Raw genomic sequence first — 22,530 nt, 5'->3', positions numbered from 1 at the left:
GGGCGGGGGATCGGATCGTCGCGAGAGAGGGGGTCAGGCCGGTTCGGGCGGCGCGAGTTCGCGCGGCGCCTCGGTCTCCCGCCGGTCGGGAGGCGGCTCCACCGCCACGAGGGCGCCGCCGGAATCGTAGACCGCACCGAGCACCGTCTCGTAATGGTTCCGGACGACGCCGTGGCACTCGCAGGCGGCCATCTCCGCCAGCGCCCGGCTGCGCACGGTGATGCGGCCACGCCCGACCTCGATCAGGCCCTGCTGCTGCAGGGCCCGCAGGATGCGGGTGAGGTAGGTCCGCTGCACCCCGAGCATGGCGGCGAGCAGCTCGTGGGTCACGGGCAGGACGTCGGTGCCGATGCGGTCCTGCAGGGTCAGGAGCCAGCGCAGGCAGCGCGACTCGATCGGGTGCAGGGCGTTGCAGGCCACCGATTGCAGGACCTGGGCGAGCAGGCAGTCGGCGTAGCGGGTGAACAGGTTGCGCAGGGCCGGGGAGTGCCGCTTGGCCTCCTGGAGGCGGAGCGCGTCCATGCGCAGGATCGGGCCGCCGATCTGAACGACGGCGTTCGAGGAGGCGGGCAGGAAGCCGCTGCTGACCACGCCGCCGACGGCGCCCTCCCGTCCCACCGTGGCGACCTCGGCGCTGCGGCCGTCGCGCATGGCGACGATGAGGGTGACCACCGTCTGCCGGCAGGGGAAGGCGATGGCGGTGACGTCGCTGCCGGCCCGGAACAGCGATTCGCCGCGCTCCCGCGGCAGGGGGTCGAGATGGGGGTCGAGCAGGGCGCGGTCCTCGGGCCGGAGGCCGTCGAGGAGAAGATTGCCCGTGAGTCGATCGGAGGCCGGGCCCATGCAACGCGCTGTGTTCACCGTCTGTCTCTCTGGCCTCTAGCGCAGAGCCGTCGCATCCGTCTGTCTACAAGTAGACTTTTGCTGAGACAATTTTGTCGTTTTGATGGGAACTCCGGCGAAATGTTTGACGAGCGCCTGAAAATCCGGACCCGAGAGGCGTCCGCCGATGAAAAAAACTGATCCGCTGCGGGCTCAGCGGGCCTGTCCGGCCTCGTCGCCCTCGCCGATACAGTCGAGCGCCCGCTCCACCGCGGTCACCGCGTCGAGGAGGTTCTGGACCGTCCGCTCGACCTCGCGGGCCGGGCGTCCCATGGCGGCGGCCCGGGCGCTCACGAGCTCCAGCTGCTCCAGGAGCGCGAAGAGATCGTCGGCGACGGCCACCACGTCGGTGACGACGACCGGCGGAGCGGCGGGGCGGCGGAGGAAGGGGACGACGTTGCTCATTGGCACTATGTCTCGCGTGTTCGCGGGCAAAGCGCCAGCCTGGGAGCCCCCGGATTCCACATCTTCACCCCCCGAACCGCCGCTTCCTTGCCGAGGTGGTGAGCATTTTCGTGGCACGGCGACATCAGTGCGGCAGGAACCGGCGACGATTCGTTAGCCTTTCGCTTGACGGGCGAGGGGGCCGGGCAGCACCACGGACGCTGCTCTCGTCACAGGAAACACCGATGCGCCTCGCCTCCCTCGCCCTCGCCGCCGCCCTCCTCGGCGGGCTCTGCGCCTGCAACAGCGACAGCCCGAGCGGGCGCAGCGGCATCTCGGATGCCTTCGACACCAGCAACTACCGCCAGTCCAGCGACACCAACGGCACCCAGACCCGCCGCGACGTCAACCGCCAGTACACCCAGCCCTCGATTCCCTCGATCGCCTTCCGCGGCAACTGAGCCGGCGGGGTTCGCCCCGGCGCATTCCGGGGCCGCCCACGGCCCGGCCCGGGGGGCCGCCCGCCCGGCGCCTTTGAGGGCTGGAAGCGGCCGGCCTCCCCTGACGCCCGTCCTGGGCGCAGGGCGCATCCCTCTCCCCCGCGCGGGGAGAGGTTCGGCGTCGGGATGACTGGGTGACTCTCGGGCTGCGGAGGCTGGGGTCGAAACCCGATCCGCGCGACCCTGCGAAGGGTTGCTGCGGGTGGCGAGCGGACCCTGGCCTTTCGGCCCGAAGCGGACGTTCCACCTCCGACCCAACCCGGCCTTCCGGACCGCCATCAGCGCTTCTTCAAAGCAGCCGTTCGCCAGCCCTCTGGCAACTTCGGCTCGGGGTCGGAAGCGGGAGGCTCATTAGGGTGGAAAGGCGACCGTGGACCACAAACGAGGTCAACTCCAGACCCACGATGCACCAATTTAGAATCTGCGCCACCGAATCGGGGCAGTCCATTGGAACTGGAGCGCACCGGGTCGCATCATCCACGAAGCACAGCGGTTCTCAATAGAAAGGCTGCGATGCAGAGCATACATCGAAATCTGGCGCTTGCTGGTACCATATGGATCGCGGCCATCGGTGCCGTATTTGGTAATTCCACCGATCTTGAACGGGGCCGAGCCCTCTCTGCCAAGGGCGACTTCGTGGCAGCCATTATCGCATTCAGCGAAGCCATCAAGACGGCACCGAGCGATCCAGCGGCCTATAATGCCCGAGGCTTTGCGTATCTAAGGACAAACGATTACGTCCACGCTGTTGCGGATTTCGACAGCGTAATCCGGCTCGATCCATCCGACGCATCGGCCTACACGAACAGGAGCGCCGCTCACCTTGCTGAGAAGCGATTAGACGCCGCAATCAGCGACGCCAGTGCGGCCATTGGGCTGCACCCCAATGAGGCCGCAGTTGCCTACGGCAATCGAGCTGCGGCTTATCAGAGGCAAGGGCGCGACGCTGTGGCGGCAGCCGACTACGATCGTGCTCTTGAAATCAATCCTCGCTTCGCCGACGCGTATTGGGGCCGCGGCACGCTCTATCTGCACGCGAAGGATTACAGCCGGGCTCTAGTAGAACATAACGCCGCATTGTTTTATGGACCGGGTGTGGCGCGGTATCTCAATGGCCGTGGCCTTGTCTATCGTGCGTTGGGCAAAGAGGAAGAGGCCAGAGCTGACTTCAATTCTGCTATAGCCGCCGAGCCGCAAAATGCGATGTACTATCTCAATCGCGCCTACACGCTAGCGCACAGTGATGCCGCCAGAGCCTTGGCGGATACGGATAGTGCAATTAAGCTGAGCCCAGCATATTCGAAAGCACTACGTTATCGCGGAGCCCTCAAACTCGGTCTCGGGCGGCTCGACAGTGCCATCACCGACCTTGACGCCGCCTTACGTTTGGATCCGAGCAATGCTCGCGCCAGGCTTGAACGCGGCGAGGCACATTACCGAAAGCATAATTGCAGCTTGGCATCTGTTGATTTTAACGCAGCGCTTGTCCGTGATCCGAACCTAGATCGCGCATATCTTGGCCGGGGGGCGTGCCTGCTAGATCGAGGTGATGCGGTTGCTGCCCTCTCAGCAATCGACGCAGCGATCCGTCTGAAGGACGATGACGCAGGTGCTTTTAATCTCCGAAGTATCGTTCGCGAGCGGCTAGGCGATCTTAAGGGTGCATTGTCGGACCTGAACGAAGCCGTGCGGCTCGAACCGACCTTTGGCACCGCATACGCCAATCGTAGCCGCATCCATGCCCTCCTCGGAGATAAGGTCAAAGCAGATGCTGACCGTGTTGATTCCGATCGTCTCCGAACGGCGGCACCATTCGATGCCTCTGAAATCGTTCCATCGACCAACCCTCTGACTTTTCATGGAGCAGGACCGGCGTCCGAAACACCGAGATAACAGCCAAGGGCCTCGCTCATGATCTGGATTACCTCCTTGGCACCCGTGGCGGCCCGAATCGCGTTCGTCGCGTCGGCATAGGCGTCTGTGTCGAGCAGGTGTCGACCTTCCGCCAGGCGCACATGAAGGCGCACCATGCACGCACCTGCCTCCACGCCCGAAGTGACCACGTGGGCGAGCTCCGCCGGAGTAAGGAACGCCGGCTGGAAACGACATCGATGTTTCCTCGGTTGTGGATCGGCGTCGAAACATGGGTCTAGTAGGAGAAATTTGACGCTTGGTATCCACACCGAACGTCCGAGAAGGGTGGCAAGCGGAAGTTGACCTCACGCCTATAAGGGGGACAGCTTCAGCCGAACAAGGTCGTGGAGGATCAGCGTGGCGAGGTCGGCGTTGCGCTTTGAAGCGCACTCCGCGGAGCTATAGAATTAATCAAAGGCCACGCTTGTCTATTCCGGCAAGAAAATTGCCCTCTGATACGCAGGCACTGAAACCAAAGCGATGACCTTCTCGCTACCGTCAAAGACTTTGCCCAGTCGAGGACCTTTCGCGGAGAAGCTGACCGACTTGGCTTTTCTTCCCTCGGGCGTAGCACTGTGAACTATGTCGGTTGTCTGATCCACTTTGTATATACGATAGAAATCTGGTTTTATGCCTGAGTAGACATGAGGCTCGACATGAGATTTGACGCCGATTCCAAGCTGAAACTCCGTTGAGAAATCTAGACGCTCGCCACTATCTGTTGTAAATGACCAATTTTCACTTCTGTTTGATACAGTATCGTCAGTTTTCACTTCCTTACTCATAGACACCTTCGCATTTGAGTAAGCGCCATACGGACCCGGCGCACTCTGCGATTGAGGAATGAAGCCGCTCACGACCATGAACGTGCTGACACCGCTCCGAAGGTGCTTTGCGAGGACTCCAACCACTACATACGAGTCGTGGAACGGCATTGCCTTGTTCTCGGCATCAGTTGCGGCCAATCCTTCGATGAACACCATGGCAATGTTGGCACCCTGAAGTAGTTTTGTGCCGGGATTTAAGGTCCATCCTTCGGGTATAAGTTTCCTAAGTTTGTCATCCTCAACCTGAAGGTAGATATAGGTCCGCATTTCTGTTGACGACTGAACAAGACGTTCGGCGTGGGCCATGCTGCTGGCCATGATGCTGGAACTGAATGAAACGGCGTGAAGCAGAATTGAAACCGTCCGCATTGACAGATTGCCTCCCAAACTGCGGCCGATTTAGCGCGGCCCTTTACTAACGTTCGGGATAATGCCAAGCCCATGTAGAAGATACAAGATGCCGTCCGCTGCTAATTGTACATGATAGGTCTTGTCGATATTGACCGCTTGAGTGCTGTTTCGCAAAACTTGACGCGAGGATGGCTACCAAAGCAAAATATTGGCCATTGATAAACGGCGAGCATTATAACCAAGTCTAAGCCGTCGATGTATCCGCGCCGTTAAATAAATCTCCGGTCGGCACTGTCAGCCGATCAAAATCAAAGTTGCCGCCGTTATTTCGTATGACTGCCCGGAAGCGGACCTTTCGGCCTTCCGGAAGGGGTCGGGTGCAGCCCCGCGCAGGGCCAAGCGGGTCGGGTCTCGACCTGATCGGAGCCACCCCCACCTCCTCCTCCCCACAGGGAGGAGGCCAGCGCGTCCCCTCAATTCTTCGCCAGCGCGTCCGCGAAGGCGATCATCCGGTTGCGGGCATAGGTCGGCAGGCCGGCGCTGATCGAGGTACCGGTGTTGAAGGACGAGTTGCCCATCAGCACCTGGGCCGGCAGCAGGTTCTTGAGCACCGGCACGCGGGCGTATTCCTGCTTGCGGTCGAGGACATCGCCCTTGATCGCGAGCGCCATGTAGGTGGTCACCACGGTCTTGCCCGGGTCGCCCGGCATGGGCTGGAACACCGCCAGGAACTTGCCGAAGCGCAGGATCTGGTTGACCCAGAAGATGGTCTGCTCCAGCCCGCCGGTCACCGGCGTGTCGACCTTGGTGAGGTTGCCCAGCGCCGCGATCTCCGCCGGGGGGAGGGTGCGCAATTCGCTCTGGAACGCGACGAACTCGGCGATCTTCTTCGCGGCCCCGTCCTCGAGCCGGTTGGCGAGCTTCACGCCCAGCGGCAGCTTGCCCTCGAGATCGTAGCGCGACTCGATGCAGGTGGTGCCGACCTCGCACCAGGGCCGGTCCGGCCGCTTGGCGAAGGCGGCGGCCGGGTCCTTGTTCGGGGTCGCGTCGGCGGGGTTGAGCGCCTTGTGCTTGATCACCGGGTCCATCTTCGAGACGAAGCCGAGGGTGGCGTAGGCGGAGAGATCGATGCTCTCCGGGGCCTTGGCCACCACGAAGCGCCCCTGCGCCACGTAAACCTTGAGGGTCTCGTGCCGGCGCTTGGCGACCCCGTTCAGGGTCTGCACGTAGTCGGGCTCGGCGTAGTCCGGATGGGGGGCCAGCACCGCGCGCTCGCCGGGGCGGAGCTTGCCCCAGTCGAGATAGGGCACGAGGCCGTTCTCGGGCTTGGCCGGATCGTCGCGATGGTCGGTGAACAGGATGGTGCCGGGCTTCAGGCTCGCCAGACCCGCCGCCTCGATGGCGGGGACATCCTTGATCCGCTCCGAGACCGCCCGGACGGCGGGCGGCTGGAGCTTGATGCCCTCCTGGGCGAGCCCTGGACGGAGGGCGCCGCCCGTCAGGGTGAGCGCGAGGAGAAGGGTCGCCGGAAGTTGCCTGTGCACGTCGGGGCCTCGGAGGTCGGCAAGAAAGGGTCGGAAACAGGGGAATCGGGGACCGCGCCCGGGGCGGAGCGCCCTCAGAAGCGCGGCTCGTCGCCGAACAGGTAGTCGGGATCGCGGCGGCGCTGGCGCGGCCGGATCTCCTCGTCGTCGCCGAAGGGCGAGCGCTGCGTGCCCGGCCAGGGCTGGTAGGTCTCGGACTGCGCCCGGCGATTGCGCCGCTCGCCGAACGGATCGAGGAAATCGGAATCGGGCTGCGACCGCCGCTGATCGTAATCCGGCTGCACCCGTCTGCCGCCGTCGAGGCCGCCGAACAGGCCGCCCGCCACGTCGGGGGCCTCGTCCGCGGCGCCGAGGTCGCCGTCCTCGGGATCGGGCCGCATGGCGGTCCGGGTCTCGCGCGGCAGCAGCTTGTACTGGGTGTCGGCCATCCGGCCGTCCTTGATCCGGAAATGCTCCTGGAAGCCGCCGCCCTCCACGCGCTCGCCGCTGCGCGGGTCGATGCCGGCATCGGCGAGGTACGGGCGCGCCTCCGGGGAGGGCGGTGCCAGCGACGTGCGCGGCACGCCGTTGGCCCAGGCCGCCTGGAGGATGGTGCCCGCGATGGGCACCGCGAGGTGGCCGCCGGTCTGCCCGCGCCCGAGGGTCCGGCGGGTGCCGTCGGCATTGTCGTAGCCGACCCAGACCACGATGGTGATCTCGTTGGTGAAGCCCGCGAACCAGGCGTCGTTCTCGTTCTCGGAGGTGCCGGTCTTGCCGGCGATGGAGGACGAGAACCGGCTGAGCGCCGCGGCGGTGCCGTGGTTGGTCACGCCCTGCAGCATGGTCTTCAACTGGTAGAACGCCACCCGGTCGGCCGACCCGATGCGGGTCGGCGCCCGCGCCTCGCGGGTATAGAGGGTCTTGCCGTCGCGCTCGACGGATTCGAGCGCGTAGGGCGCCGGGCGGGCGCCCTCGTTGGCCACCGCCGCGTAGAACGCCGCCAGATCCACCATCCGCACCGGCTGGGCGCCGAGCACGAAGGGGTAGTAGCGCTCGCACTCGGCGTAGATCTGGGCCTCCAGGGCGAGGTCGCAGACCTTCTGCAGGCTGGCCGGCGCCTTGTCGGCGATGCCGCCCTGGAGCAGGCGGGCGGTGACGAGGTTCTTCGAGAATTCGAGGCCCCGGCGCAGGGTGGTGGCCCCGGCCCCCGCGCCCTCGTAGTTCTTCGGCGACCAGGAATCGCCGACCCCGCCGATGGGCGGCAGGGTGATGGCGGAATCCATCACCAGGGTGTTGGGCTGCAGGCCGGCATTGAGCGCGGCGAGATAGGTGAGGGGCTTCAGGGTCGAGCCCGGCTGGCGCACCGTCTGGGTGACGCGGTTGAGCTGGCTCACCGGATAGGAGAAGCCGCCCGCCATGGCGAGGATGCGCCCGGTCCGGTTCTCCAGCACCAGGGCGGCGCCCTGGACGCTCGGGCGGACCCGCAGGTCGGCGCGCGGCACCTTCGCGTTCGGATCGCGCAGCTTCACCCGCACCACGTCGTAGGGCTGGAGTTTTCCCCGCGCCGGCCCCGGCTCGAGGCTGGCGATGCGGCCGTCGGCGAGGCCGACCTTCGCGGCGCCGCCGCGGCCGGCCTCGAGGACCACGGCGAGCGGCCAGTGCACGTCGTAGAGGACCGGGCGGGCGGTCTCCAGCGCACGCTGCCAGGCCGGCTTCGGGCGCTCGACCTTGGGCGCGGCCTGCTCGGCCGCCTTCTCCGCGGCGGCCGCGGCCTTGCGCTCCGCCTTCGTCTTCGGGGCCGGCTTCGCGGCCGGGGCCGGCTTGACCGGATCGCCGGTGAGCAGGGGCACGCCCAGCGGCGAGGCCTCGGCCGCGGGAACCGCCGCCTCGAGCCTGCGCACCGCGTCGGCGAGGTTGAGCTCCGGCCCCTCGTAGCGGGCGCGGCCGGTGGAGCGCTCGTAGGTGGAGAGCCCCTCCTGCAGGGCGGTCTCCGTGGCGGTCTGCAGGCCCGCATTGAGGGTCGAGCGCACCACGTGGCTGGCGGCGGTCAGCGACTCGACGCCCGCGAAGGTGCGCACCTCCCGGGCCAGGTGGTCGACGAAGTAGAAGCCGGAATCGCGCCGGGCCGCCTCGATCGGCTTGAGGCCGAGGGGCGCGTTGGCCGCCTCGCCGAGCTGCGCCTCGGTGATGAGGCCCTCCTCCTTCATGCGCGCGAGCACGTAGGCCCGGCGCTCGCGCGCCCGGTCGGGGTACTTGTCGGGGCTGTAGAAGTTCGGGCCCTTGGGCATGCCGGCGAGCAGCGCGGCCTCCGGCACGGTGAGCTGGCCCACCGATTTGCCGAAGTAGCTGCGCGCCGCCATCTCGATGCCGTAGGCGCCGCGGCCGAGATAGATGCCGTTGAGGTAGAGCTCCAGGATCTGCGGCTTGCCCAGGATGTGCTCCAGGCGGGAGGCCACGATCATCTCGCGGATCTTGCGCTCGTAGGTGACGTCGTCGCCGACCGAGAGGTTCTTGACCACCTGCTGGGTGATGGTGGAGCCGCCGGCCGGACGGCCCGGCGAGGCAAGGTTGCCGATGAAGGCCCGGATCACGCCGCGCTCGTCGATGCCCTTGTGCGTCTCGAAGCGCTTGTCCTCGGCCGCCACGAAGGCCTTCTGCACCAGCGTCGGCACCTCGGCGATCGGCACGCTGAGGCGCCGGCCGTTGGCCTCGAAGGCCTCGGCGTAGCGCTTGCCCGCCCCGTCGAGGATGAGGCTGGCGCCGGGGAGCTTGCGCTCCTTCAGGGCCTCGGCCGAGGGCAGGTCGGCCACCGCCTTGTTGTAGAAGGCGATGACCTCGGCCGCGTCGAAGGGCGAGTCCTTCGGATTCTCGCCCTTGCAGAACTGGCGGTAGCTGACGTTCAGCTCGCCGATGTCGAGGCCGTGCAGGATCTTCGGGGCGCTGGCGCCCGCCACCGCGCTCGGGTCCTCCATGGCGGTGGAGATCAGCTCGTCGAGGTTGATGTCCTCGATGTCGAAGGCCTTGCGCATGTGGGCGCAGCCGTCGCGCAGGATCTGCACCACCTGGGCCTTGTCGGCCACGGGATCGAACTGCGTCTTCACCGCGTCCGGCCGCGTCGTGACCTGACTGAGCGTCAGCGCGGTGGCGAACAGCTTGATCAGGATGATGTTCATGCGGGCCGGGATACCGGAGGTTGGGCGTGGCGCGGTCGGGGCCGCACGGTCATAGCCGAGACCGCGCGCCGGAGCGTGGCAGATGCGCTGCACAAGGCGGCTGATTTAAGGACGGCGCGGCCAAGCTCGACGCCTCCCGCCCCCGGCGCCGCGCACGGCAACGCTTTCCCGGGGATCCGCGTTGGGCCCGGGGCATCGGCCCCTGGGGATGGCGGCATGATCAAGGACCTCTGGTACAAGAACGCCGTCGTCTACTGCCTGTCGGTCCGGACCTTCCTCGACGGCAACGGCGACGGCATCGGCGACTTCGCCGGGCTGGAGCGCCGGCTCGACTACCTGCAGGGCATCGGCATCACGGCGATCTGGCTGATGCCGTTCCAGCCCTCGCCCAAGCGCGACGGCGGCTACGACATCTCCGACTATTACGGCGTCGACCCGGATTACGGCTCGCTCGGCGACTTCGTCGCCTTCACCCACGCGGCCAAGCAGCGGGGCCTGCGCGTCCTGATCGACCTCGTGGTCAACCACACCTCGGACCAGCATCCCTGGTTCCAGTCGGCCCGCTCGGACCCCGACTCACCCTACCGGGACTGGTACGTCTGGTCGAAGACCCGCCCGCCGCACGCCGACGAGGGCATGGTCTTCCCCGGGGTCCAGACCACGACCTGGACCCGGGACGCCAAGGCGGGGGCCTACTACTTCCACCGCTTCATGCCGTTCCAGCCGGACCTCAACACCGCCCACCCGGCGGTGCGGGCCGAGATCCAGAAGATCATGGGCTTCTGGATCCAGCTCGGGGTCTCGGGCTTCCGCATGGACGCGGTGCCCTTCGTCATCGCCAAGAAGGGGCCGGAGGTCACGGGCGAGCCCGACGAGCAGTTCGACATGCTGCGCGACTTCCGCGAGTTCCTGCAATGGCGCCAGGGCGACGCCATCATCCTGGGCGAGGCCAACATCCTGCCCAGGAAGGACCTGGACTATTTCGGCGACGATGCCGACCGGCTCCACATGCTGTTCAACTTCCAGGTCAACCAGGCCCTGTTCTACGGGCTCGCCGCCGGCGACGGGCGCCCGCTCGCCAAGGCCATGCGCAAGACCTGGAACCGGCCGGATTCGGCCCAGTGGGCGGTGTTCCTGCGCAACCACGACGAGCTCGACCTCGGGCGCCTCACCGAGGCCCAGCGCCAGGCGGTGTTCTCCGCCTTCGGACCCGAGAAGGGGATGCAGCTCTACGACCGCGGCATCCGGCGGCGCCTCGCCCCGATGCTCGGGGGCGACCAGAAGCGCATCGAGCTCGCCTATTCGCTGATGTTCACCCTGCCGGGCACGCCGGTGCTGCGCTACGGCGACGAGATCGGCATGGGCGACGACCTCGCGCTCAAGGAGCGCGAATGCGCCCGCACGCCGATGCAGTGGAACGCCGAGGTCCAGGGCGGCTTCACCAAGAGCGAGACCCCGACCCTGCCGGTGATCGACCACGGCGCCTACGGCTTCGACCACGTCAACGTGGCGAGCCAGCGCCACGACCGAGGCTCGCTCCTGAACTGGATGGAGAGCATCATCCGCACCCGCAAGGAGGTGCCGGAGATCGGCTGGGGCGACTTCGTGGTGATCGAGACGGCCTCGCCGGCGATCCTGGCGATCCGCTACGACTGGGAGGGCAACTCCGTGCTGTGCGTGCACAACCTCGCGGGCACGCCGATGGAGATCGAACTCTCGGCCGGAATCGAGGGACCGGAGGGCCGGATCCTCGTCGACCTCCTCACCGGCCGCCGCTGCGAGGCGGACGAGGCGGGCCGCCACTGCCTGATGATGGAGCGCTACGGCTACCACTGGTTCCGCGTCGGCGGCCTCGACGCGCCGCTGAAGCGGCGGGTGGGGTGAACCGCGCAGGCGGTTCGAACGGTGGGTCCGCTAAAAGTCAGGCCTGCCGCCGATCACGGTTCCGCCGCAGCTCGGATCAGCAATCCGGAAGGTCGTCCAGGTTGTTCCGGGTTGTCTGATCCCGATCCGTGCGCAGGTACTTGCCGTTCGGACCCTGGACGACCCGGATCTCGGTCCGTCCGTTGGTCCAGGGCACGTGATAGGTGTGAAGTCCGGTCTCGATGTCGTTGATGGCGTCCTGCTTGCGACGGGGCGACCACACATCGCCATCGTTGCACAGAGCCGTGATATCGCCCTGAGCGTTCTTTCCGGTCTTCCTGACGGCGCGATCAGCCATGGTGTATCTTTCCTTCCGTTGGCAGCCCGATCAGGCATGCGAACCTCAGGTAATTTTATTCAAGAAAAATACAACCTCACAGAAACATTCTGCGATGCCGGGCCTGTGAGCCCGATCGCGTGACTGCCCAGGAGATCGGCCATGGCCCGCATCCGCACCCATCCCGGCGAAATCCTCGTGGAGGAATACCTGACGCCGCTCGACCTCTCCGCCCGGCAGTTCGCAACGGAGATCGGCGTGCCGCCCAATCGCGTCTCCGGGATCATCCGGGGGCGGCGCGGCATCACCGCCGATACCGCGATCCGGCTCGGCGTCCGCTTCGGAACCGCGCCGCAATTCTGGCTCAACCTGCAGAACGCGCACGACCTGTCGAAGGCGCGCGCGACGGTGGATTACTCCAGTGTCCGACCCCGGGAGGGCGAGGCCGCCGCGACGTCCTGAGGATCGCCCGATCCGCTACTTGTTGCGCCCGAGCAGCACGAGCCAGCCGATCCCGATCACGCAGACCATGGCGCCGACGGTGATGAAGGCGGGGGTGCCGAGGTCCATGAAGCGGGGGGCGAGCTGCGTCGCGAAGGCGGCGACGATGAGCGCCACCGCGATGCGGGCGGCGGCGCGTTCGATGCCGCGAGTGAGCTTCTCGATGCCCTTGAGCTCGATCTCGACGGTGACGCGGCCCTGCTTCAGGCGCACCAGCATCAGGTGGATCAGGGTCGGCAGCTCGGAGGCCGCGCCGAACAGGCCGGCGCCCACCGCCTCGACCTTGCGGGTGAGGCCCTTGATCGAGAATTGCGAGGCGAGCTTGCGCCGCACGGTGGGGCCGGCGGCCGAGAACAGGTCGAAGCCCGGATCGAGCTGGCGCATCACCCCGTCGGCCGTCACCAGCCCCTTGAACAGGATGGCGAGGTCGGTGGGCATGGCGAGGTCGTTCTCGCGGGCCATGGTCATGAAGTCGGTGAGCAGTGCCCCGAAATCGAGGGTGGCGCCGGTGTGGCGGGCGACGAAGGCCTGCGAGGAGGCCTCGAGCTTGGTCAGGTCCGGGTTGCTCGAGCCGCTCCAGTCGAGGAGCACGGCCATCAGCCCGTCGGAATCCTCCTTGAGCATGGCGCCGATCAGCATCAGGAGCTGCGTGCGCCGGCGCTGGGACAGGCGCCCGATGATGCCGAAATCGATGAAGCCGATCCGGTTGTCCGGCATGATCAGCATGTTGCCGGGATGCGGGTCGGCGTGGAACACGCCCTCGATCAGGGCCATCTGCAGGAAGGCGTCGGTGCCCTTCTGGGCGAGCAGCACCTTGTCGTAGCCGGCGGCGTCCAGGCGGGCATGGTCGTTGGGCGGGATGCCGTGCACGAATTCCTGCACGAGCACGCGCTCGGAGGTCCATTCCCAGTGGATCTTGGGCACCACGATGTCGTCGCGGTCGGCGAAGATCGCCGCGATGGTCTCGCAGTTGCGCGCCTCGTTGATGAGGTCGAGCTCGCCGTAGAGGCCGCTGGCCAGGTGGCGCATCTGCTCCTGGGGCTGGTAGCGGCCGAATTCCGGCCACTCGTCCACGACGATGCGGGTGGCGTGGCCCATCAGGCGCAGGTCCGCCTCGATGGTCTTGCGCAGGCCCGGCCGCAGCACCTTCACCACCACCTCCTCGCCCGTCTGCAGGCGGGCGCGGTAGACCTGGGCGATGGAGGCGGCGGCGAGCGGCGTGGTGTCGAACTCGGCGAAGACCTCCGCGGGCGGCGCCCCGAGATCCTCCTCGAGCTGGGGCCGGATGCGCTCCCACGGGATCGGCGAGACCTGGCTGTGGAGCTTCTCCAGCTCCTCGGTCCATTCCGGGGTGAGCAGATCGGGCCGGCTCGCCAGGATCTGGCCGAGCTTGACGAAGGTCGGCCCCAGGGTCTCGATCGCCCGGCGCACCCGTTGGGGCTGCGACAGGCGGGCGATGTCCACTTGCGGCGTCCGGCGCTTGGCCAGCCGCGCCACCTGGGCGAGGCCCAGGCGCTCGACCACCTTGGTGACGCCGAAGCCGATGAGGACGGACGCGATCTCCCCGAGGCGCTGCCGGTCCCGTGCGGCGACGAAGGCGGTTTTCAGCATGTGCGCAAGGGGCCCGGATGGGGAGAGGGGAAGCGGAACGGGTCGGCCGGCGAGGCGGTGCGGCCGGACCGTGGTTAAGGCTCCGTTAGGCCCGTGGCGAGGCCGAAGTTTGACCATGAGGCCGCGGCGAGCGCGGCGGAATCGCGCCCGCGGCACGCGCGGCGGATTCGCGCCCGCGCCGATCTCGGGCTAGACAGGCCTCCATCGGCGCCGGAGCGGCGCCAACTCCCTGCCGGGGCGGGCGGCCAGTCCGCACCGCCGCGGCGCCATCCCGCGAGACCCCCGATGCCAGGCACGCCCCGCGCCGGAATCATTCCGGTGACCCCCTTCCAGCAGAACTGCACCCTGATCTGGTCGGACGAGACCAAGGTCGGGGCCGTGGTCGATCCGGGCGGCGACCTCGACCGGATCGAGGCGGCCATCGCCGCCCAGGGCATCACCATCGAGAAGATCCTGCTCACCCACGGGCATATCGACCATGCCGGCGGCGCGGCCGAGCTGCGCGAGCGCCTGGGCGTGCCGATCGAGGGTCCGCACGAGGCCGACCGCTACCTCCTCGACAGCCTGCCGGAGACGGGGGCCAATTACGGCATCGACGGCGCCCGGGTGGTGACGCCCGACCGCTGGCTGACCGACGGCGACCTGGTCGAGGTGGGCGGCCTCGCCTTCGACATCCTGCACGCCCCCGGCCACTCCCCCGGCAGCGTGGTCTTCATGAGCCGCGACGCGCGCTTCGCCCTGGTGGGCGACGTGGTGTTCAAGGGCTCGGTCGGGCGCACCGACCTGCCCGGCGGCAGCCACGAGCAGCTGATCCGGGCGATCAGGGACAAGGTCCTGCCCCTGGGCGACGACGTCGCCTTCATCCCCGGCCACGGCCCCACCAGCACGCTGGGCGAGGAGCGGGTGTCGAACCCCTTCCTGCAGGATTGAGCCCCGCCGGGTCCCGGCGGCCGGATCCCGGCGGGGCCTTGACGGGCGGTTAACGCGGACGGGGCATCGTGGTCGCGAACGCGGGCGCCCGAGCGCCCGAAAACGATGCATTTCCAGTGGGAAATGCTTATATTGCGTGGGTCAAGAAGAAACGCAGGCGGCGGGGGCCCGGCCTGGGCCGGCAAGCCCGGCCTGAATGCCCGCCTGTCCGAGGAAGTTCATGTCCGACAGCTCCCATAACCTCGCGGCCGATGCCTACGGCGCGGAATCCATCCGGGTCCTCAAGGGCCTTGACGCGGTGCGCAAGCGCCCCGGCATGTATATCGGCGACACCGACGACGGCTCGGGCCTGCACCACATGGTCTACGAGGTGGTCGACAACGCCATCGACGAGGCGCTCGCGGGCCACGCGGACCTCGTCACCGTCACGCTGAACGCGGACGGCTCGGTCACGGTCTCGGACAACGGCCGCGGCATCCCCACCGACATCCACAAGGAGGAGGGCGTCTCGGCGGCCGAGGTCATCATGACCCAGCTCCATGCCGGCGGGAAGTTCGACCAGAATTCCTACAAGGTCTCCGGCGGCCTGCACGGCGTCGGCGTCTCCGTGGTCAACGCGCTCTCGCAATGGCTGCGCCTGCGCATCTGGCGCAACGGCAAGGAGCACGCGATGGAGTTCCGCCACGGCGACGCGGTCTCGCCGCTGATCGTGGTGGGCGACGGCAACGGCCGGCGCGGCACCGAGGTGTCGTTCCTGCCCTCCACCGACACCTTCACGATGATCGAGTTCGACTACGCGACGCTGGAGAAGCGCCTGCGTGAGCTCGCCTTCCTCAATTCCGGCGTGCGCATCGTGCTCACCGACGCGCGCCACGCCGAGCACAAGCGCGAGGAGCTGTTCTACGAGGGCGGCATCGAGGCCTTCGTGCGCTACCTCGACCGCTCGCGCAAACCCATCGAGGGCATGCAGAAGCCCGTGATGGTGCGGGCCGAGCGCGACAACATCCGCGTCGAGGTCGCCCTCTGGTGGAACGACTCGTTCAACGAGACCGTGCTGCCCTTCACCAACAACATCCCGCAGCGCGACGGCGGCACCCACATGGCCGGCTTCCGCGCGGCCCTGACCCGGCAGATCACGGGCTATTCCGAGTCGTCGGGCATCGCCAAGCGCGAGAAGATCTCGCTCACCGGCGAGGATTGCCGCGAGGGCCTCACCGCCGTGATCTCGGTGCAGGTGCCGGACCCGAAATTCTCCTCGCAGACCAAGGACAAGCTCGTCTCCTCGGAGGTGCGCCCGGCCGTCGAGAACGTCCTCAACGAGGGCCTGTCGAACTGGCTGGAGGAGAACCCGGCGCTGGCCCGCTCGGTGATGGCCAAGGTCATCATGGCGGCCTCCGCCCGCGAGGCGGCCCGCAAGGCCCGCGAGACCGTAACCCGCAAGGGCGTCCTCGACATCGCCTCCCTGCCCGGCAAGCTCGCCGACTGCCAGGAGCGCGATCCCTCGAAGTGCGAGATCCTCCTGGTGGAGGGCGATTCCGCCGGCGGCTCGGCCAAGCAGGGCCGCGACCGCACCTTCCAGGCGGTGCTGCCCCTGCGCGGCAAGATCCTCAACGTCGAGCGCGTGCGCGCCGACCGGATGCTGTCCTCGGCCGAGATCGGCACGCTGATCACGGCGCTCGGCGCCGGCATCGGGCGCTCGTCGACGGACCGCGAGGGCTTCAACCCCGAGAAGCTGCGCTACCACCGCATCATCATCATGACGGATGCCGATGTCGACGGCTCGCACATCCGCACCCTGCTGCTGACCTTCTTCTTCCGGCAGATGCCCGAGGTGATCGAGCGCGGGCACCTCTACATCGCCCAGCCGCCGCTCTACAAAGCCGCCAAGGGCAAGTCCGCGATCTACCTCAAGGACGAGCGGGCGCTGGAGGACTACCTCATCGATGCGGGCGTCGACGGCGCCGTGCTGCGGCTGGCCTCCGGCACCGAGTTCGGCGGCGCGCAGCTGAAATCCCTGGTCGAGGAGGCCCGCCAGTTCCGCGGGCTCATGCAGGCCCTCCACACCCGCTACGACCGGGCCGTAGTCGAGCAGGCGCTGATCGCCGGCGCCTTCCGGACCAATGTCGACGAGGCCCAGGCCGAGGCCGAGGTGCTGGCCGAGGAGGTCGCCCGGCGCATGGACCGGATCGCCGACGACATCGAGCGCGGCTGGGAAGGGTCCGTCTCGGACGGCGGCTACGTCCTCAGCCGCACCCTGCGCGGCGTGCGCCAGGTGGCGACCCTGGACGCCTCGCTGCTCGCCTCCCAGGAGGCGCGCCGCCTCGCCGATCGGGCGGAGGCCCTGCGCGAGATCTACGACCAGCCCGTCACCTACGCCCGCAAGGGCGACGAGACGGTCCTGCACGGGCCCGTCGGCCTGTTCGAGGCGGTGATGGCCTTCGGCCGCAAGGGCCTGCAGCTCCAGCGCTACAAGGGCCTGGGCGAGATGACCGCCCAGCAGCTCTGGGAGACCACCCTCGACCGCGACGTGCGCTCGCTCCTCCAGGTCAGGGTCAAGGACACCCAGGACGCCGACGACCTGTTCGTGAAGCTGATGGGCGACGTGGTGGAGCCCCGCCGCGAGTTCATCCAGGACAACGCGCTCAGCGTCGCCAACCTCGACGTGTGAGGCCGGGGGCGGCCCTCGCACGAGGGATCGCCGATCGCGAGCGATTTGCTCCCGGGACGGCTTTGGCTGCCAGGGCCGGCGGCTGCCGAGAGATCGGCGCGCGATGACGGCTCGACCGTCGGGCCGCCGGCGCGTGGCCAGGGTGTGGCCTTGGCCACCGACGGATCGCGCGTCGCGGACTCGCGCAAACGTGAGGCCGTCGCTTCCAGGGCGATCCCGCCGCCGCCCGGCGCATAAGGTCCGCGGCGCCTTGATTTTTGATCAAATCGGCTGATTTCGCTCACGGCTGGATCGCGCAAAAGTTGCTTTTCCTGAGGCGCTGCGCGCCTCACGCCTCCGTCGGCAACGGGCCGGAGGCCCCAGACGTCCGGTGACGCCGATCCCGCGCCCAGGGGGAATGTTGATGAACACGATGACGACCGACAAGACCGACACCGAATCCTATCCGATGGCGGGCCAGTGCCCGTTCGGAGGCGACCGGATCGGTGGGGCTCTCGGCAGCCGTCCGGCGCTGGAGAACTGGTATCCGCACCGCTTGCGGGTCGAGCTCCTGCACCAGAACGGGCTCGCGGCCGATCCGCTCGGGCCGGATTTCGACTATGCCGGCGCCTTCGGGACGATCGACCTCGCGGCGCTCAAGAGCGACATCAAGCAATTCCTGACCTCGTCGGTGTCGTGGTGGCCGTCCGACTACGGCAATTACGGACCGCAGATGATCCGCATGGCCTGGCACTCGGCCGGCACCTACCGGATCGCGGACGGCCGCGGCGGCGCCGGCACCGGGATGCAGCGCTTCGCGCCGATCTCGAGCTGGTGGGACAACGGCAACACCGACAAGTCGCGCCGCCTCCTGCAGCCGATCAAGCACAGGTACGGCAACGCCCTCTCCTGGGCCGACCTGATGGTGCTGACCGGCAATTGCGCCCTGGAGATCATGGGCCTGCCGACCTACGGTTTCGCCGGCGGGCGCCTCGACGCCTGGGAGGCGGACAACGCCACCTACTGGGGTCCCGAGGTCGTCGAGATGGGCACGGTCTCGAGCTTCGACGAGATGGTCAATCGCGACCAGCGCTGGCGCGGCCGGAACGGCAACGCCGACTACGACCTGGAGAACCCGCTCGCCGCCTCCCACCAGTCGCTGATCTACGTGAACCCCGAGGGACCCTACGCGAACGGCGACCCGCAGGGCTCGGCCAACGACATCCGGGTGACCTTCACCCGCATGGCCATGAACGACGAGGAGACCGTGGCGCTCATCGCGGGCGGCCACGCCTTCGGCAAGAGCCACGGCATGACCCCCGCCAAGGAGATCGGGCCGCCGCCGGAGATGGCGCCGATGGAGGCGATGGGTCTCGGCTGGCACAACCCGAAGGGCGCCGGTTCGGGCAAGGACACCATGACCAACGGCATCGAGGGCAGCTGGACCCCCGATCCGACCCGGTGGGACAACGCCTATCTGGAGAACCTCTTCAAGTTCGACTGGGAGCAGACCAAGAGTCCCGCCGGCGCCCTGCAATGGACCCCGAAGGATCCGGACGCGCCCAAGACCCCCGACGCCCATGTCGCCGGCCAGATGCATCCCCTCATGATGATGACCTCCGACATCGCCCTGAAGGTCGATCCGGAATACCGCAAGGTCTGCGAGAAGTTCCTCGGCGACTTCGACGCCTTCACGCAGGCCTTCTCCAAGGCGTGGTACAAGCTCACCCACCGCGACATGGGACCCAAGCACCGCTACCTCGGCCCGGAGGTGACGATCGAGGACGGCCTGCTGTGGCAGGACCCGATCCCCGATGCCGCCTATGTGCCGATCGGCGGGGCCGAGATCGCCGCCCTGAAGCAAGCGATCCTGGGCACGAACCTCCCGGTCTCGGACCTGGCCTTCACGGCCTTCTCGGCGGCCTCGACCTACCGCGACAGCGACAAGCGCGGCGGCGCCAACGGCGGGCGGCTCGCCCTCGCCCCGCAGAAGGACTGGGCCGTCAACCGCCGGGCCGCGCCCGTGGTCGAGGCGTTGCGCGGGGTCATGGCCGCGTTCAACGCCGGGCGGAGCGACGGCAGGCAGGTCTCGCTCGCCGACCTCATCGTGCTCGCCGGCTGCGCCGCCGTGGAGAAGGCGGCCAGGGAGGCCGGGGTCGAGGCACAGGTGCCGTTCACGCCCGGCCGGGTCGACACCACGCAGGAACTGACCGACATCGAGATGTTCCAGTGGCTGAGGCCCGTCGTGGACGGCTTCCGCAACTACGTCGATGACGGGTTCGGGGCGATGGCCCAGCGCCTGTCCCCGGAGGAGATGTTCCTCGACAAGGCCAATCTCTTGACCTTGACCGCGCCGGAATGGGTGGTGCTGACCGGCGGCCTGCGGGCCCTGAACGCCAACCACGATGGATCGAACCGGGGCATCTTCACCGACCGGGTGGGCGTGCTGACGACGGACTTCTTCCGCAACCTGACCGACACGAATCTGGTCTGGGAGAAGGCCGATGCGGCCGGGACGACCTTCGCCCTGAAGGACCGCGACACGCAGCAGGTCAGGTTCGAGGCCACGCGCAGCGATCTCGTCTTCGGATCGAACGCGCAGCTGCGCAACATCGCCGATGCCTATGCCGGCAGCGACGGCCAGGGTCGGTTCGTGGCGGATTTCGTTCGGGTCTGGGACAAGGTCATGATGCTCGACCGGTTCGACGTGAAGGGCCACCGGCGCTCCGGACCGATGGCGGCCTGAGAGACGGGGGTCGCGGCAGCCCGCGACCCCATCCCGCCGCCCGGAGGAACTGCAATATCCTGGTCGACGGCGCCGGATCCTGCATCTCCGAACGAGCGCAGGCGTCCCCGAGCGCGTCGGTCCGCGCCGGGAGACGCCTGCGCCATCCAGCCCTCGGTTCGGCACCGACGCGCGTCGACCGGCCGCGGTGCTCCGCACGACGTTGCAGCGAGAACCCGCTTCCTTTCGAAGCCGTCGGGCCGGGCATCGACCGGGAGATGCCGGCCCCTTCCGGTCGCAGCCTCCGCTTCCCGAGGTTTTCAGGAGCGGACCTTCGCAGAGCGAGTGCCGCTGCCCCGTCGGAGCCGATCGGCGGCCGGCGGCGCCGGCCGGAATCACGCCGGCAGATCGCGCGGGATGGTCGGGACGCGGCCATCGGATGCGCGGGTGCCGTCGGGCCGTCGAGACCCCACGATCCCGCGGATCGGGGCCGGGCTGTCTCAGCCTGGGATCTCCCTGGCCGGATCGACATGCGGATGTGGCGAGCTCGATCAGGAGCCCGTGCCGAGGTGATGCGCCAAGGTTTCGGCGCGGGTCCCGCCGATCTGCCGCGGTCGAAGGCGACGCCCGTCATCGTCGTGGACGAGCGTCGCTTGTCTCCATCCCCACCGATGACGAATAAGGACAGCAGGCAGGTCGCCTTCGAGCCGCGCAGTGTCTTGCGCGACGCCATGATCATCGAACGACGGAGCTGTTCGCGATGAATTCCCGCCGGATCACGCTCTACCATGCGCCGCGCACCCGCTCGTCGGGTGTCCTGGCCCTGCTGGAGGAGCTCGGGGCCGACTATGGGCTCCGCACCCTCGACCTGAAGGCGGGCGAACACCGCGCGCCCGCGTTCCTCGCGGTCAATCCGCTCGGCAAGGTGCCGGCGATCGTGCACGGCGACGTGGTCGTGACCGAGCAGGCGGCGATCGTCATCTACCTCGCCGACCTCTACCCCGAGGCGAAGCTCGCCCCGGCGCTCGACGACCCCCTGCGCGGTCCCTACCTGCGCTGGCTCGCCTTCCACGGCGCCTCCTTCGAGCCCGCGATCGTCGATCGCGCCATGACGCGCGACCCGGGCCCCCCGGCGATGTCGCCGTATGGCAGCTACGACGCCGTGATGGAGGCGCTGACGGCGCAGCTTCGCCGGGGACCCTACCTGTTCGGCAAGCGGTTCACGGCCGCCGACGTCCTCTGGGCGACGGCCCTCGACTGGACGACGCGCCGGAAGCTCGTGCCGCCGAACCTCGAATTGCTGCGGTATGTCGAGCGCTTCCGCACCCGGTCCGCCATCGTCCGGGCCGAGGCGATCGACGAGAGGCTCGCCCGAGACCTCGAGGGCGAGATCGAGCACCGCACCGGTTAGGGATTGCGGTGGCCCGCGCGTCGGACAGCCCGACAGGCGAGCGCTTCGATCGCGCGCTCGAAGGTGGGCGGTCGACAGGGTGTCAGAAGGCGTCTGCCCGGACTGTCGGCCGCGTCCGGTGTCGGTCCGGCTAGGAAGCGTTCGTGAAGAACGTGGCGTAGCCGTCCGCGTGGACGCGATCGAGATGCGCCCGAAAGGCGGCGTAAGCCGGCTCGTGCGGAGCGACGCGGCCGTAGCGGAGTTCGGCCGCGTCGCGCTCCGGCAGCAGGGCGAGCGGTGCCGAAGCGGGCGTGAGCTGGGTCCCGCGGCCCGCGTGCAGCGTGGTGAGGATCCCGTACATCTCGCCGCGGATATTGGGACGGCACAACACCGCGAGACGATGCTGCCCGTGCCAGTTGGTCACCAGGTAGATCATGCCGGATTGGCTCGGGACGGCGACACTGCCGGATTGTGCGAACGGCGCATCGATCCGCTTGGCCTCACGGAACACCAGGCGCGCGCTGTCGGCATCCCAGGCGATCTCGGTCCGGTAGGCGAAGATCACCCCCACCGTCTCGAAGGAGGGGCGCAGGGTGAGGTACCGGCCCTCCAGCCAGGCCACGCCCTGCCGCGCGTAGGCCCCGAGTTCGTCGGGGGCGTGACGGGGCGGTTCCGAGGCCGGTGCCTGCCCCGTCGGCTGGCGCAGGGATTGGCCAAGCGCTTCCTCCAGCCGGATCGTGGTCGCGAGGGTGAACGGCCGGCGGCCGGCGAGCGCTTTCTCCAGGGTCGAGAGGCTGATCCGGGCCTCTTCGGCCAAGGTCTGCCGGGAGATGCGCCGGCGGGCCAGCGCCTCGCGCACGATCTGGGCAATGGCGCGGCTCTGCGCCTCGGACAATTCGACATCGCTCACGGACATGGCTCGCGCAGGCTCGATCCGCACAGATCCGCACGAAACCGCACATATGCGCAAGG

The 22,530-nt window shown here is 68.0% G+C and carries 17 protein-coding genes; 8 read left to right on the top strand and 9 right to left on the bottom strand.

The window, feature by feature from the left end; translation table 11 throughout:
• Nucleotides 1-33: 33 nt before the first annotated feature.
• Together AC0IWM_RS17030 and AC0IWM_RS17025 are read right to left on the bottom strand one after the other, a co-directional pair.
• Nucleotides 34-843 carry a Crp/Fnr family transcriptional regulator gene (locus AC0IWM_RS17030; RefSeq protein ID WP_471756944.1) on the bottom strand — a complete coding sequence of 270 codons (810 nt, stop codon included), beginning with the start codon at nt 841-843 and terminating at the stop codon, nt 34-36.
• A 192-nt stretch (nt 844-1,035) separates the two neighbouring features.
• Complete coding sequence (locus tag AC0IWM_RS17025; RefSeq protein WP_056220000.1) at nt 1,036-1,287, bottom strand: hypothetical protein; 252 nt, start codon at nt 1,285-1,287, stop codon at nt 1,036-1,038.
• A gap of 224 nt (nt 1,288-1,511) precedes the next feature.
• Between AC0IWM_RS17025 and AC0IWM_RS17020 the strand changes: the two genes are divergently transcribed.
• Nucleotides 1,512-1,727: a hypothetical protein gene (locus AC0IWM_RS17020; RefSeq protein WP_056469719.1), complete on the top strand. Its 216-nt coding sequence runs from the start codon at nt 1,512-1,514 to the stop codon at nt 1,725-1,727.
• Nucleotides 1,728-2,279: 552 nt separating this feature from the next.
• Complete coding sequence (locus AC0IWM_RS17015) at nt 2,280-3,659, top strand: tetratricopeptide repeat protein (protein WP_471756930.1); 1,380 nt, start codon at nt 2,280-2,282, stop codon at nt 3,657-3,659.
• Here the strand turns inward: AC0IWM_RS17015 and AC0IWM_RS17010 are convergent.
• The 4 genes from AC0IWM_RS17010 to AC0IWM_RS16995 form a co-directional block, all read right to left on the bottom strand.
• Nucleotides 3,623-3,949, bottom strand: a complete 327-nt coding sequence (locus AC0IWM_RS17010; RefSeq protein WP_471756928.1) for a 3-keto-5-aminohexanoate cleavage protein — start codon at nt 3,947-3,949, stop codon at nt 3,623-3,625. The two genes, AC0IWM_RS17015 and AC0IWM_RS17010, sit on opposite strands and share 37 nt — an antisense overlap.
• 159 nt (nt 3,950-4,108) lie before the next feature.
• Complete coding sequence (locus AC0IWM_RS17005; protein ID WP_471756926.1) at nt 4,109-4,825, bottom strand: hypothetical protein; 717 nt, start codon at nt 4,823-4,825, stop codon at nt 4,109-4,111.
• A gap of 506 nt (nt 4,826-5,331) precedes the next feature.
• On the bottom strand, nt 5,332-6,402 hold the full coding sequence (locus AC0IWM_RS17000) for a hypothetical protein (protein WP_471756924.1): 1,071 nt from the start codon (nt 6,400-6,402) through the stop codon (nt 5,332-5,334).
• A 74-nt stretch (nt 6,403-6,476) separates the two neighbouring features.
• Nucleotides 6,477-9,554 (bottom strand): penicillin-binding protein 1A, encoded by a 3,078-nt coding sequence (locus AC0IWM_RS16995; protein ID WP_471756922.1) that lies wholly within the window; start codon nt 9,552-9,554, stop codon nt 6,477-6,479.
• A 216-nt stretch (nt 9,555-9,770) separates the two neighbouring features.
• Between AC0IWM_RS16995 and AC0IWM_RS16990 the strand changes: the two genes are divergently transcribed.
• Nucleotides 9,771-11,438: an alpha-amylase family protein gene (locus tag AC0IWM_RS16990; RefSeq protein ID WP_471756920.1), complete on the top strand. Its 1,668-nt coding sequence runs from the start codon at nt 9,771-9,773 to the stop codon at nt 11,436-11,438.
• 76 nt (nt 11,439-11,514) lie between these two features.
• Here the strand turns inward: AC0IWM_RS16990 and AC0IWM_RS16985 are convergent, their stop codons facing one another.
• Nucleotides 11,515-11,775 (bottom strand): DUF3892 domain-containing protein, encoded by a 261-nt coding sequence (locus tag AC0IWM_RS16985; protein ID WP_056252909.1) that lies wholly within the window; start codon nt 11,773-11,775, stop codon nt 11,515-11,517.
• 141 nt (nt 11,776-11,916) lie between these two features.
• Between AC0IWM_RS16985 and AC0IWM_RS16980 the strand changes: the two genes are divergently transcribed.
• Nucleotides 11,917-12,216 carry a HigA family addiction module antitoxin gene (locus AC0IWM_RS16980; protein WP_471756918.1) on the top strand — a complete coding sequence of 100 codons (300 nt, stop codon included), beginning with the start codon at nt 11,917-11,919 and terminating at the stop codon, nt 12,214-12,216.
• A gap of 15 nt (nt 12,217-12,231) precedes the next feature.
• Here AC0IWM_RS16980 and AC0IWM_RS16975 read toward each other — a convergent pair whose 3' ends face one another.
• Entirely contained in the window at nt 12,232-13,866 is a 1,635-nt protein-coding gene (locus AC0IWM_RS16975; protein WP_056469745.1) for an ABC1 kinase family protein, read from the bottom strand.
• A gap of 285 nt (nt 13,867-14,151) precedes the next feature.
• Between AC0IWM_RS16975 and AC0IWM_RS16970 the strand changes: the two genes are divergently transcribed.
• The 4 genes from AC0IWM_RS16970 to AC0IWM_RS16955 all read left to right on the top strand — a co-directional run bounded on the left by AC0IWM_RS16970 (nt 14,152) and on the right by AC0IWM_RS16955 (nt 21,579).
• Nucleotides 14,152-14,796, top strand: a complete 645-nt coding sequence (locus AC0IWM_RS16970; RefSeq protein WP_471756916.1) for an MBL fold metallo-hydrolase — start codon at nt 14,152-14,154, stop codon at nt 14,794-14,796.
• A gap of 220 nt (nt 14,797-15,016) precedes the next feature.
• A complete protein-coding gene (gyrB, locus tag AC0IWM_RS16965) occupies nt 15,017-17,464 on the top strand; it encodes a DNA topoisomerase (ATP-hydrolyzing) subunit B (protein ID WP_471756914.1) in 2,448 nt (815 codons plus the stop codon).
• Nucleotides 17,465-17,867: 403 nt separating this feature from the next.
• Nucleotides 17,868-20,189 (top strand): catalase/peroxidase HPI, encoded by a 2,322-nt coding sequence (gene katG / locus AC0IWM_RS16960; protein WP_471756912.1) that lies wholly within the window; start codon nt 17,868-17,870, stop codon nt 20,187-20,189.
• A 739-nt stretch (nt 20,190-20,928) separates the two neighbouring features.
• Complete coding sequence (locus tag AC0IWM_RS16955) at nt 20,929-21,579, top strand: glutathione S-transferase family protein (RefSeq protein WP_471756910.1); 651 nt, start codon at nt 20,929-20,931, stop codon at nt 21,577-21,579.
• A 130-nt stretch (nt 21,580-21,709) separates the two neighbouring features.
• On the opposite strand, the gene AC0IWM_RS16950 is transcribed toward AC0IWM_RS16955, so the two are convergent.
• Complete coding sequence (locus tag AC0IWM_RS16950; protein ID WP_471756908.1) at nt 21,710-22,474, bottom strand: helix-turn-helix domain-containing protein; 765 nt, start codon at nt 22,472-22,474, stop codon at nt 21,710-21,712.
• Between the last annotated feature and the right edge of the window lie 56 nt (nt 22,475-22,530).

Source organism: Methylobacterium sp. AC433 (genome assembly GCF_979253015.1).
The sequence above is the reverse complement of the archived record's forward strand: the minus strand, read 5'-3'. Positions and strand labels throughout refer to the sequence as shown.